This window comes from Pseudomonas sp. CHM02 (genome assembly GCF_000612585.1).
In the GTDB taxonomy this organism is placed as follows: Bacteria; Pseudomonadota; Gammaproteobacteria; order Pseudomonadales; family Pseudomonadaceae; genus Aquipseudomonas.
On sequence record NZ_JFCA01000024.1, the window covers coordinates 25,649 to 37,628 of the forward strand.

The 11,980-nt window shown below is 60.3% G+C and carries 14 protein-coding genes; 8 read left to right on the forward strand and 6 right to left on the reverse strand.

Going from position 1 to position 11,980, the window contains the following annotated elements; genetic code table 11:
* The first annotated feature begins 155 nt into the window (after positions 1–155).
* The 5 genes from rimO (at position 156) to tsaA (ending at position 4,187) form a co-directional block, all read left to right on the forward strand.
* A complete protein-coding gene (rimO, locus tag BM70_RS0115350) occupies positions 156–1,496 on the forward strand; it encodes a 30S ribosomal protein S12 methylthiotransferase RimO (RefSeq protein ID WP_003231334.1) in 1,341 nt (446 codons plus the stop codon).
* A gap of 97 nt (positions 1,497–1,593) precedes the next feature.
* A complete protein-coding gene (locus BM70_RS0115355) occupies positions 1,594–2,064 on the forward strand; it encodes a GNAT family N-acetyltransferase (protein ID WP_025856833.1) in 471 nt (156 codons plus the stop codon).
* Between the two features lie 183 nt (positions 2,065–2,247).
* Positions 2,248–2,958 carry an rRNA pseudouridine synthase gene (locus BM70_RS0115360; RefSeq protein WP_025856834.1) on the forward strand — a complete coding sequence of 237 codons (711 nt, stop codon included), beginning with the start codon at positions 2,248–2,250 and terminating at the stop codon, positions 2,956–2,958.
* A 68-nt stretch (positions 2,959–3,026) separates the two neighbouring features.
* Positions 3,027–3,488 carry a DUF1456 family protein gene (locus BM70_RS0115365; protein WP_010212675.1) on the forward strand — a complete coding sequence of 154 codons (462 nt, stop codon included), beginning with the start codon at positions 3,027–3,029 and terminating at the stop codon, positions 3,486–3,488.
* A gap of 3 nt (positions 3,489–3,491) precedes the next feature.
* The gene (gene tsaA / locus BM70_RS0115370; RefSeq protein ID WP_025856835.1) at positions 3,492–4,187 is read left to right on the forward strand and encodes a tRNA (N6-threonylcarbamoyladenosine(37)-N6)-methyltransferase TrmO; all 696 of its coding nucleotides are present in this window, start codon (positions 3,492–3,494) and stop codon (positions 4,185–4,187) included.
* 170 nt (positions 4,188–4,357) lie between these two features.
* Here the strand turns inward: tsaA and fpr are convergent, their stop codons facing one another.
* Positions 4,358–5,137, reverse strand: a complete 780-nt coding sequence (fpr, locus tag BM70_RS0115375; protein WP_003189055.1) for a ferredoxin-NADP reductase — start codon at positions 5,135–5,137, stop codon at positions 4,358–4,360.
* Positions 5,138–5,260: 123 nt separating this feature from the next.
* Between fpr and BM70_RS0115380 the strand changes: the two genes are divergently transcribed.
* A complete protein-coding gene (locus BM70_RS0115380) occupies positions 5,261–6,187 on the forward strand; it encodes a LysR family transcriptional regulator (protein WP_025856836.1) in 927 nt (308 codons plus the stop codon).
* A 3-nt stretch (positions 6,188–6,190) separates the two neighbouring features.
* Here BM70_RS0115380 and BM70_RS0115385 read toward each other — a convergent pair whose 3' ends face one another.
* From BM70_RS0115385 to BM70_RS0115395, 3 genes are all read right to left on the reverse strand, one after another.
* Complete coding sequence (locus BM70_RS0115385; RefSeq protein WP_012722527.1) at positions 6,191–6,553, reverse strand: diacylglycerol kinase; 363 nt, start codon at positions 6,551–6,553, stop codon at positions 6,191–6,193.
* A 75-nt stretch (positions 6,554–6,628) separates the two neighbouring features.
* Positions 6,629–7,279, reverse strand: coding sequence for a response regulator transcription factor ErdR (erdR, locus tag BM70_RS0115390; RefSeq protein ID WP_003189050.1), 651 nt, complete (start codon positions 7,277–7,279; stop codon positions 6,629–6,631).
* Positions 7,280–7,531: 252 nt separating this feature from the next.
* The gene (locus BM70_RS0115395) at positions 7,532–8,251 is read right to left on the reverse strand and encodes a tRNA-uridine aminocarboxypropyltransferase (RefSeq protein ID WP_025856837.1); all 720 of its coding nucleotides are present in this window, start codon (positions 8,249–8,251) and stop codon (positions 7,532–7,534) included.
* 179 nt (positions 8,252–8,430) lie between these two features.
* On the opposite strand from BM70_RS0115395, the gene BM70_RS0115400 reads away from it, so the two are divergent.
* Together BM70_RS0115400 and BM70_RS0115405 are read left to right on the forward strand one after the other, a co-directional pair.
* The gene (locus BM70_RS0115400; protein ID WP_025856838.1) at positions 8,431–8,871 is read left to right on the forward strand and encodes a PA3611 family quorum-sensing-regulated virulence factor; all 441 of its coding nucleotides are present in this window, start codon (positions 8,431–8,433) and stop codon (positions 8,869–8,871) included.
* 377 nt (positions 8,872–9,248) lie between these two features.
* Positions 9,249–10,361, forward strand: a complete 1,113-nt coding sequence (locus tag BM70_RS0115405) for a TIGR00730 family Rossman fold protein (protein WP_025856839.1) — start codon at positions 9,249–9,251, stop codon at positions 10,359–10,361.
* Positions 10,362–10,423: 62 nt separating this feature from the next.
* Here BM70_RS0115405 and recX read toward each other — a convergent pair whose 3' ends face one another.
* Both recX and recA read right to left on the reverse strand, forming a co-directional pair.
* Positions 10,424–10,891 carry a recombination regulator RecX gene (gene recX / locus BM70_RS0115410; protein ID WP_025856840.1) on the reverse strand — a complete coding sequence of 156 codons (468 nt, stop codon included), beginning with the start codon at positions 10,889–10,891 and terminating at the stop codon, positions 10,424–10,426.
* Between the two features lie 8 nt (positions 10,892–10,899).
* Positions 10,900–11,958: a recombinase RecA gene (recA, locus tag BM70_RS0115415; RefSeq protein ID WP_025856842.1), complete on the reverse strand. Its 1,059-nt coding sequence runs from the start codon at positions 11,956–11,958 to the stop codon at positions 10,900–10,902.
* Positions 11,959–11,980 lie beyond the last annotated feature (22 nt).

An 11,980-nucleotide genomic window follows, 5' to 3' on the forward strand; every position in this document is an offset into this window, starting at 1 on the left:
CATAGCGCAGCACTCGTCGCATTTCCCTGCATAAAGCTGGTCAAGTGCGCTGCCCGTCGCTAGAATTGCGCACTTTTTGATCAGAGGCGCACCAAGCGCCCGTCCGCCGCCCTGTCGTGCCCGACTAGCGACGTCATTCAATACCGAGGTTAGACATGTCCACCACCATCGCAAAGGCCAACCCCAAGGTTGGCTTTGTTTCCCTGGGTTGCCCGAAGGCTCTGGTCGACTCCGAGCGCATCCTCACGCAACTGCGTATGGAAGGCTATGACGTTGTGTCCACTTACCAGGACGCCGACGTGGTGGTGGTCAACACCTGCGGCTTCATCGACTCGGCCAAGGCAGAGTCGCTGGAAGTGATCGGCGAAGCCATCAAGGAAAACGGCAAGGTCATCGTGACCGGCTGCATGGGCGTGGAAGAAGGCAATATCCGCAACGTGCACCCGAGCGTGCTGGCGGTGACCGGCCCGCAGCAGTACGAGCAGGTGGTCAACGCCGTGCACGAAGTGGTGCCACCGCGCCAGGACCACAACCCGCTGATCGACCTGGTGCCGCCGCAAGGCATCAAGCTGACGCCGCGTCACTATGCCTACCTGAAGATTTCTGAAGGCTGCAACCACAGCTGCAGCTTCTGCATCATCCCGTCGATGCGCGGCAAGCTGGTCAGCCGCCCGGTCGGTGACGTGCTGGACGAAGCCCAGCGCCTGGTCAAATCCGGCGTCAAAGAGCTGCTGGTGATCTCCCAGGACACCAGCGCCTACGGCGTCGACGTGAAGTACCGCACCGGTTTCTGGAACGGCGCGCCGGTGAAAACCCGCATGACCGAACTGTGCGAAGCCCTCAGCAGCCTGGGCGTGTGGGTGCGCCTGCACTACGTCTACCCGTACCCGCACGTGGACGAGCTGATCCCGCTGATGGCCGCCGGCAAGATCCTGCCGTACCTGGACATCCCGTTCCAGCACGCCAGCCCCAAAGTGCTCAAGGCCATGAAACGCCCGGCCTTCGAAGACAAGACCCTGGCGCGCATCAAGAACTGGCGCGAGATCTGCCCGGAGCTGATCATCCGTTCGACCTTCATCGTCGGCTTCCCCGGCGAAACCGAAGAAGACTTCCAGTACCTGCTGGACTGGCTGACCGAAGCCCAACTGGACCGCGTCGGCTGCTTCCAGTACTCGCCGGTCGAAGGCGCCCCGGCCAACCTGCTGGACCTGGCCGTGGTACCGGACGACGTCAAGCAGGACCGTTGGGAGCGTTTCATGGCGCACCAGCAGGCCATCAGCTCGGCACGCCTGCAACTGCGCATCGGCAAGGAAATCGAAGTGCTGATCGATGAAGTCGATGAGCAAGGCGCAGTGGGCCGTTGCTTCTTCGATGCACCTGAAATCGACGGTAACGTCTTTATCGACGATGCCAGCGGCCTGAAGCCGGGCGACAAGGTCTGGTGCACCGTGACCGATGCCGACGAATACGACCTGTGGGCTGAAAAGCGCGACTGATCGGTAACAACGCAAAAAGCCCTGCATCTGATCAAGATGCGGGGCTTTTTTACGTCTATCGTTTGCCCATCGACAATCATCGGCAGGGGCAGCGAGCATGCGTCGGCATTCGGTCATCCACACACCTAAAACCAGCGACTATCAAAAACTGACTGAAATCTGGGAGTCCTCGGTGCGGGCTACCCATGACTTTCTCCCGGACAGCTACATCGAGCTACTGAGAAACCTGGTGCTGACTCACTATCTGGACACGGTGATGCTGATTTGCACCAAAGACTCGCACCAATGCATCACCGGGTTTGCCGGCGTGGCCGCCGGCAAGGTCGAGATGCTGTTTATCGACCCGCAACACCGGGGCCAGGGCCTTGGCCGACAATTGCTGTGCTATGCGGTCGAGCATATGAATGCCGACGAGCTGGAAGTGAACGAGCAGAACCCCCAGGCCTTGGGCTTTTACCTCAAACAGGGTTTCGAAGTGATCGGACGCACGGAGCATGACGGCCTGGGCCAGCCTTACCCACTGCTACACCTGCGTTTGCGCCAGCAGCAACACCTGCGCAGTGGCTGACAACGCGCAAAGCACGTGTGGGAGCTGGCTTGCCTGCGATGCAGGCAACTCGTTGTATCAGGTGCACCGCCGCGATGCCATCGCCGGCAAGCGCCCACAAAAAGCGACAGCACTGAAATGGAGCCGGGATTAACCGGCGCCAGGCAGGTACAATAGCCGCCCCCTTTTGCTACGGCCCTTGTCATGACTGACCCCATACGCCTCTCCAAACGCCTTATCGAACTGGTCGGTTGCTCCCGTCGGGAGGCTGAGCTGTTTATCGAAGGCGGCTGGGTCTCGGTGGACGGAGAAGTGATCGACGAGCCGCAGTTCAAGGTCACCACCCAAAAGGTCGAACTCGACCCTGAAGCCAAGGCCACCGCGCCCGAGCCGGTGACCATCCTGCTCCACGCCCCGGCCGGCGTGGATGCCGAAACGGCCATGGCGTCGATCAGCGCCGAGACGCTCTCGGACGAACACCGCTTCGGCAAGCGCCCGCTCAAGGGCCACTTCCTGCGACTGACCGCCAGCGCCGACCTGCAAGCCAAGGCCAGCGGCCTGCTGGTGTTTACCCAGGACTGGAAGATCCTGCGCAAGTTGACCGCCGATGCCGCCAAGATCGAGCAGGAATACGTGGTGGAAGTCGAAGGCGACATGGTTGCCCACGGCCTTAACCGCCTGAACCACGGCCTGACCTACAAAGGCAAGGAGCTGCCGGCCGTCAAAGCCAGCTGGCAGAACGAAAACCGCCTGCGCTTTGCGATGAAAAACCCGCAGCCAGGCGTGATCGCGCTGTTCTGCGAAGCGGTTGGCCTGAAAGTCATCGCCATTCGCCGCATCCGCATCGGCGGCGTGTCCATCGGCAAGGTGCCGGTTGGCCAATGGCGTTACCTGTCCGGCAAAGAGAAGTTCTAAGCCGCGGCCCTTTTCTCGACACCGCCCATGGCGGCGGTGTCCTCAGTTGAATACCAGGATTGCCTACCATGATTCACAACGACGTACTGCGCAGCGTGCGCTACATGCTCGACATCAGCGACAACAAGATGGTCGAGATCATCAAGCTCGGCGGCATGGACGTGACCAAGGACGACCTGCTGACCTACCTCAAGAAGGACGAGGAAGAAGGCTTCGTGTTCTGCCCGGATGAAGTCATGGCCCACTTCCTCGATGGCCTGGTGATCTTCAAGCGCGGCAAGGACGAAAGCCGCCCGCCGCAGCCGATCGAGACGCCGGTGACCAACAACATCATCCTCAAGAAGCTGCGCGTGGCCTTCGAGCTGAAGGAAGACGACATGCACGCCATCCTCAAGGCCGCCGAGTTTCCAGTGTCCAAGCCTGAGCTGAGCGCGCTGTTCCGCAAGTTCGGCCACACCAACTACCGTCCGTGCGGCGACCAGTTGCTGCGTAACTTCCTCAAGGGGCTGACGCTGCGGGTTCGTGCGTAAGCCATGAGTTACCAAGTCTCGCCCGTCGGTTTCGTGCGCTCCTGCTTCAAGGAGAAGTTCGCCATCCCGCGCCAGCCGCAGTTGGCACCGGCCGCCCGTGGCGTGCTGGAGTTGGTGGCGCCGTTCGACGGGGGTGAAGCAGTGCAAGGCCTGGAGCAGGTCAGCCATGTGTGGCTGCTGTTCCTGTTCCACCAGGCGCTGGAAGACAAGCCCCGCTTGAAGGTGCGCCCTCCGCGCCTGGGCGGCAACACCTCCATGGGTGTGTTTGCCACCCGTGCGACCCACCGGCCCAATGGCATTGGCCAGTCGGTGGTGAAGCTGGACAAGGTCGAGCCAGGGCGGCTGTGGATTTCCGGGATTGACCTGCTGGACGGCACGCCGGTGCTGGATATCAAGCCATATGTGCCATATGCCGACATCGTCGACACGGCCACCAATGACATGGCCAGTGGCGCGCCCACATTGATTCCCGTCCAGTGGCTGAAGACGGCACTGCACCAGGCACAAAGCCATGCCCAGCGGCTGGACGAGCCGTTGGTGGCGTTGATTGAGCAGTGCCTGGCACAGGATCCGCGTCCGGCGTATCAAACGCCTGGGCCTGAGCGGGAGTATGGCGCGCAGTTCTGGGATGTGGATGTGCGTTGGCACTATCCCGAGGCCGGGATGATTTGTGTGCTGGAAGTGCTACCCGCCCAGTAAACCGCAGAGACGAAAAAGCCCGCGCTGCCTTCACAGGCAACGCGGGCTTTTCTTTTACTGTAGGAGCCGGCTTGCCGGCGATGGTCGTCAACGATGACGCGTTTATTCTGGATAATCGCGGCGCCTTGAAGGGCATCGCCGGCAAGCCGGCTCCTACAGTTGGTCGGTGTTTATTTTTCGACGAATGCGCGTTCGATCAGGTAGTCACCTGGCTCACGCATGCGCGGCGAAACTTTCAAGCCGAAGCTGTTCAACACTTCGCTGGTTTCGTCCAGCATGCTTGGGCTGCCGCACAGCATGGCGCGGTCGTCCTCAGGGTTGATCGGCGGCAGGCCGATATCGCTGAACAGCTTGCCGCTGCGCATCAGGTCGGTCAGGCGGCCTTCGTTTTCGAACGGCTCGCGGGTCACGGTCGGGTAGTAGATCAGCTTGTCACGCAGGGCCTCGCCGAAGAATTCGTTCTGCGGCAGGTGCTCGGTGATGAATTCGCGGTAGGCGACTTCGTTGACGTAACGCACGCCGTGGCACAGGATCACTTTTTCGAAACGCTCGTAGGTTTCCGGGTCCTGGATCACGCTCATGAAGGGAGCAAGGCCGGTACCGGTGCTGAGCAGGTACAAGTGTTTGCCCGGCTTCAAATCGTCAAGCACCAGGGTGCCGGTCGGTTTCTTGCTGATGATGATCTCGTCGCCTTCCTTCAAGTGCTGCAATTGGGAAGTCAACGGGCCATCTGGCACCTTGATGCTGAAGAACTCCAGATGCTCTTCCCAGTTCGGGCTGGCAATGGAGTAAGCGCGCATGAGCGGGCGGCCGTTGGGTTGTTGCAGGCCGATCATCACGAACTGACCGTTCTCGAAGCGCAGGCCCGGATCGCGGGTGCACTTGAAGCTGAACAGAGTGTCGTTCCAGTGATGAACACTGAGGACACGCTCGTGGTTCATGTTGCTCATGTACGGGGGACTCCTGGAAATGGGTCTGCGCCAAATGTAGTTGCGCAATTGCACAGCATTCTAATGGCGGCGACAATATCTGTTAACTGGATTATTAAGATAAGGGTTATCGGTTATATCGATATGCGATTTACTCTCCGTCAACTGCAAGTCTTCGTCGCCGTCGCCCAGCAGGAAAGCGTCTCCCGCGCTGCTGGCCTTCTGGCCTTATCTCAATCCGCCGCCAGCACCTCGATCACCGAGCTGGAGCGTCAATCCAGCTGCCAATTATTCGACCGCGCCGGCAAGCGCCTGAGCCTCAACGCCCTCGGTCACCAGCTGTTGCCCCAGGCAGTGGCGCTGCTGGACCAGGCCAAGGAGATCGAGGACCTGCTCAACGGCAAGTCTGGCTTCGGCTCCCTGTCGGTCGGTGCCACCCTCACCATCGGCAACTACCTGGCCACGCTGCTGATCGGCAGTTTCATGCAGCAGCACCCCGAGAGCCAGGTGAAGCTGCATGTGCAGAACACTGCCCATATCGTGCATCAGGTCGCGCATTACGAAATTGACCTGGGTCTAATCGAAGGCGACTGCAGCCACCCGGATATCGAGGTGCAAACCTGGGTCGAGGATGAGCTGGTGGTGTTTTGCGCGCCGCAGCACCACCTGGCCAAGCGTGGCGTGGCGAGCATGGATGAGTTGACCCATGAGGCATGGATCCTGCGGGAACAGGGCTCGGGCACGCGCCTGACGTTTGACCAAGCCATGCGCCATCACCGCAGTGCGCTGAATATCCGCCTGGAGCTTGAACACACCGAGGCCATCAAGCGTGCGGTGGAGTCGGGACTGGGGATTGGCTGCATTTCGCGGCTGGCCCTGCGCGACGCCTTCCGCCGTGGCAGCCTGGTGCCGGTGGAGACCCCGGACCTGGACCTGGCGCGGCAGTTCTACTTCATCTGGCATAAACAGAAGTACCAGACCTCGGCCATGCGCGAGTTCCTGGAGCTGTGCCGCGCCTTCACCGCCGGGGTTCAGCGCAGCGACGAAATCGTACTGCCGAGCATTGCCTGAGGGTCAGACCAGGATCACGGCCCACACCAGGGTGATCATGGTCAGCGCGACGAACTGCGCGGCGCTGCCCATGTCCTTGGCGTTTTTCGACAGCGGGTGGCGGTCCAGGGAAATGCGGTCGATCGCCGCTTCCACCGCCGAGTTGAGCAACTCGACGATCAACGCCAGCAGGCACACGGCGATCAGCAGCGCCCGCTCGACGCGGCTGACGTTCAGGAAAAAGCTCACCGGGATCAGGATCACATTGAGCAGCACCAGTTGGCGGAACGCCGCCTCGCCGGTGAACGCTGCGCGCAGGCCATCCAGGGAATAACCCCCAGCGTTGAAGATACGTTTGATACCGGTTTGACCCTTGAAAGGCGACATAGATGTAGGCAACTGAACCAAAGGAGTGGGGAAACTAGATCACGCAAAGTCAAAAAAGCGTGAACCGGTGACAGCTTAGTGCTGCGAAATTGACTCAAGTTGTTGCAAGAGCAGCGCCGCCTGGGTACGCGTTCGCACGCCCAGCTTGCGAAAGATCGCCGTCACATGGGCCTTGATCGTCGCTTCCGACACACTCAGCTCGTAGGCAATCTGCTTGTTCAACAAGCCTTCGCACACCATGGTCAGCACGCGGAACTGCTGGGGCGTCAGGCTGGCGAGCCCATCACGGGCGGCCTTGGCTTCGTCGGACACGTTGATTTCTTCAAACGCCTGCGGCGGCCAGGACACGTCGCCATCCAACACAGTACGTACGGCTTTCTGGATATCTTCCATCGCGCTGGACTTGGGAATGAAACCGCTGGCGCCAAACTCCTTGGAGCGCACTACCACATCGGCCTCTTCCTGGGCCGAGACCATCACCACGGGGATCTGCGGGTATTGCCCACGCAACAGCACCAGCCCGGAGAAACCGTAGGCGCCGGGCATGTTCAGGTCGAGCAGCACCAGGTCCCAGTCGGATTTCTCGGTAAGGCGGGCTTCCAGCTCGGCAATGCTGGCCACTTCCACTAGGCGCACGTCCGGGCCAAGGCCCAGGGTCACTGCTTGATGCAGCGCGCTGCGAAACAGCGGGTGGTCATCGGCTATCAGGATTTCGTATGTGGCCATTGATTAAATGATCCTGTTTTTTATGGGAGCCCTGATGGGTTCAGGGTTCGCCAGTACACAAGGCAAGGGCCAGGCAGCCATTGCCACAGGGCACGCTCGACGTCAAAAGCACCTGGAACGACGTCGAAAATTCACGGTTGCACCCCAGTCGGCGCCCAGCATGCCCAGCGTAGCCTGGGGGGTCAAGCACTACGCCCGCGGGCATTTTAGCGGCGTGCGGGTTTAGGGTGCCATCATGCAAACGTCGTCTGGCTATACCGTCGGTATATAGGGCGCAAGACGAGTATGGACGATGTCCGTCGGGTCCAGGGGCAACTGGAACTTGGCCGCCAGGTAATGGGTACTGAACACGTCCAGATAGGCGTCCAGTACTTCGCCGGCGGCCTGGTCATCGGCCAGTTCAAGGCACAGGGCCGCGACTTCGGCGGTACAGAAATGATCATCGCGCTTTGAGCGGCGCAGCTTGTAGCGAGACAGCTGTTCCGGCGCCAGGCTGAGCACCGGCAAATGCTCCAGATACGGGCTTTTGCGGAACATCTTGCGCGCCTCACTCCAGGTACCGTCCAGCAGGATGAACAGCGGGCGCTTGCCCTCCTCCACCTTCACTTCGCTGACCACACGCTCGGGGGCGACGAATTCGCCGGGGAACACGATATAAGGTTGCCACTGCGGGTCGGCGAGCAAGGTGAGCAATGCGGGGTCGACCTCGGTGCGCGACCAGGCGAACGCGGTGGTGTCGTCGATGACATCGGCGATCAACCAGCCGGTGTTGCTGGGTTTCATCGGCTCGACGTCATGCATCAGCAGGCACATGGCGGATTTCGCTGTGACCTTGGGCCGCCAGGCACACAGGCAGTACTCGGGGATAACCCGGCAGCCGGGGCAGCGTTCGGCACGCGAGCCGCGATTGAGAAACGGCCGGACGGCGCGGGCCAGGCGCTGGGTGCGCAGGCGGGAAACGGCGTGGCTCATCGGATGCGCCGTTGGGACGGGTAAATCGACACGGTGAAAACTCGTGGAAGGCGGAAGTGGCCGCAGTTTACCAGCGATACGCCTGGCTGTAGTGCCAGGGGCTCACCTATAATTGCGCGCCACTGAACGCACAGCGCAGTGGCTGGTCTATGCACCAGTAACCGAATCAGGAGAGTTTCATGCTGCGTTCCATGCTGCGTTTTGTCGCCCCATCCGTCGCCCTCGCGCTGGTATTGCCCGTGTGCGCCCAGGCGGCCTCGCTGCTGGAGGCCCAAATGAACCGGAAGCTGCAAAGCGTCGCGGCCGAGAGCAACAAGGACCTGCCCCGGGAAATCGACGAAAAAACCCTGGAGGTGGCCTACACCGTAGAAGGCATGCAACTGATCGATCACCTGAGCGTCCTTCCCGACCGTGCCGAACAGATGCGCGCCAACCCCAAGGCGGTGTATTTCCAGCTGGGCCAGAGCGTATGCCTTAACAAAGGCTACCGCGAGCTGATGGCCAAGGGCGTGGTGATGCGCTACGAAATCACCGAGAACAAGACCAACCGTCCTGTGGCATCGGTAAAGTTCGTGGAAGCGGATTGCCCGGCACCGGCTGCAGCAAAGAAGAAAAAGTAACCTTTGCCTGACTATCGCGCGCTGCTGTCCGGTGGCGCGCACTCCCTGCGTTTCAACTCCCCGTACACGGCTAAACGCCCTGATGAGTGACCAATAAGCGGTTGCCAGCCAAGGGTTTTTCGGCCCATGATCAAGCTATCCCAACCGCCCGTTCACAACGGTTTTCACGCCGTTCTGTAACATTTTCAGGGCAAAAGAGGGTTGCCCTCCTGCGACTTGCAGTGCAAAGGTTTTTAAATCACAAGGAACATACAGAGCCCGTTTGCCGCTTGGCAAACATGTGCAATGCCATGGGCATGCAGCGACACATGCAGTGTCGCGGCCGCCGGACGAATTTCTCGCCGCAGGCCCAGCCTCTGTGAAGAAGGAGAAGTTGAATGCCTTACGAACCGAATGACAGCCTGCTCCGGCACTTTGAAGAAAACGGCGCCGACCTCACGCAACAGGTCGAAGCCCAACTCCAGTTGATCGCCCCCAACAGCCCGAATATCCCCCTGTATCGCGACATGATTCTCACCGTGCTGCGCATGGCCCAGGACGACCGCAACCGCTGGAACGCCAAGATCACCCTGCAAGCCATCCGCGAACTGGACCACGCCTTCCGCGTGCTGGAACAGTTCAAGGGCCGCCGCAAGGTCACGGTGTTTGGCTCGGCCCGTACGCCGGTCGAAAGCCCACTGTACGCCCTGGCCCGCGAAGTCGGCGCTGCACTGGCGCGCTCGGACCTGATGGTGATCACCGGCGGTGGCGGCGGCATCATGGCCGCTGCCCATGAAGGCGCCGGCCTGGAACACAGCCTGGGGTTCAACATCACCCTGCCGTTTGAACAGCATGCCAACCCGACCATCGATGGCACCGAGAACCTGCTGTCGTTCCACTTCTTCTTTACGCGCAAGCTGTTCTTCGTCAAGGAAGCCGATGCATTGGTCCTGTGCCCCGGTGGTTTCGGCACACTGGATGAAGCGCTCGAAGTACTGACCCTGATCCAGACCGGCAAGAGCCCGCTGGTACCCGTGGTGTTGCTGGACGCGCCAGGCGGCGGGTTCTGGCAAGGCGCCCTAGACTTTATCCGCAGCCAGCTGGAAGCCAACCGCTACATCCTGCCCACCGACCTCAAGCTGGTACGCCTGGTGTATAGCGCCGAAGAGGCGGTGGAAGAGATCAACCAGTTTTATGCCAACTTCCACTCCACCCGCTGGTTGAAGCGTGAGTTTGTGGTGCGCATGCATCACCCACTCAGTGAACGGGCATTGGCCCATTTACAGAGCGAGTTTGCCAGCCTGCGGCTGAGTGGCGAGTTCCAGCAACTCGCGTATACCGGCGAAGAGCATGATGAGCCGAGGTTCAGCCATTTGACGCGGTTGGTGTTCAACTTCAATGGCCGCGATCAGGGCCGGCTGCGTGAGTTGGTGGATTACATCAACCTGCCGGAAAACTGGGCGCAGGCTCAGGGGAAGGCGCAGCAGCGAGTGGCGCCGGAGCCGGCTTGATTTTTTGCGGGCAAAAAAAAGACCCACTATTTTCATAGTGGGTCTTTTGTTTTTTGGCTAGTTCAATCGTCCATATCCCGACCGCTCAACAAGCGACTGATCATCTCCATCGAAAACCCGCGATAACTCAAGAACCGCCCCTGCTTCGCACGCTCTTTGGCATCAATAGGAAGATGGCCAGAAAACTTGCGCCGCCAGGTATCTTCCAGCTGCGCCTGCCAACTGATACCGCACTCACGCAGGGCAAGGTCGATATCCGCACGCTGCAGGCCACGCTGGCTCAGCTCTTCGCGGATGCGCGCAGGGCCGTAGCCGGAACGGGCTCGGTAGGAGACAAAACTTTCGAGGTAACGGGATTCGGAAAGCAGCCCCTCTTCCGTCAAGCGGTCGAGGGCCGTTTCGATCATCTCGGGCTCCGCGCCGCGCTGACGCAGTTTACGCGTCAGCTCGACTCGACCATGCTCGCGGCGAGCGAGCAGGTCCATCGCGGTGCGCCGAACGGCGACGAGTGTATCCAGTACAACTGTCATCGTTTGGTTCAGATGTCAGTGTCGACTTCTTCCACTTCTTCAACCGGCTCACGGTTGGCGGCAGCTTTCACGTCTGGCGCTGCAGTCAGCAGCTTGTCGCGGATCTGCTTTTCAAGCGCGGCGGCGATGTCTGGATTGTCCGCCAGGAACTTGGCCGAGTTGGCCTTGCCTTGGCCGATCTTGCTGCCGTTGTAGGCATACCAGGCACCGGACTTCTCGACGAAACCGTGCAGCACGCCCAAGTCGATCATCTCGCCGTTCAGGTAGATACCCTTGCCGTAGAGAATCTGGAACTCGGCCTGACGGAAAGGCGGGGCCACTTTGTTCTTCACGACTTTAACGCGGGTTTCGCTACCGACAACCTCGTCACCTTCTTTAACCGCGCCAGTACGGCGGATATCCAGACGGACCGAAGCGTAGAACTTCAGCGCGTTACCACCGGTGGTGGTTTCCGGGCTGCCGAACATCACGCCGATCTTCATGCGGATCTGGTTGATGAAGATCACCAGGCAGTTGGCGTTCTTGATGTTACCGGTGATTTTACGCAGCGCCTGGGACATCAGACGGGCTTGCAGGCCCACATGCATGTCGCCCATTTCGCCTTCGATTTCAGCCTTGGGTACCAGGGCAGCCACGGAGTCGACCACGATCACGTCGATGGCGTTGGAACGCACCAGCATGTCGGTGATTTCCAGGGCTTGCTCACCGGTGTCCGGCTGGGAAACCAGCAGGTCATCGACGTTGACGCCCAGTTTGCCGGCGTATTCTGGGTCGAGGGCGTGCTCGGCGTCGACGAACGCACAGGTGGCGCCCATTTTCTGTGCCTGGGCAATCACCGACAGGGTCAGGGTGGTTTTACCGGAAGATTCAGGACCGTAGATTTCAACGATACGGCCTTTTGGCAGGCCGCCAATGCCGAGCGCGATGTCCAGACCCAGAGAGCCAGTGGAAATAGCCGGGATCGCCTGACGGTCGTGATCGCCCATACGCATTACGGCACCCTTGCCGAATTGACGTTCGATCTGACCCAGGGCCGCAGCCAAGGCTTTCTTCTTGTTGTCGTCCATTAAAGTCCTCACGTAATCAATA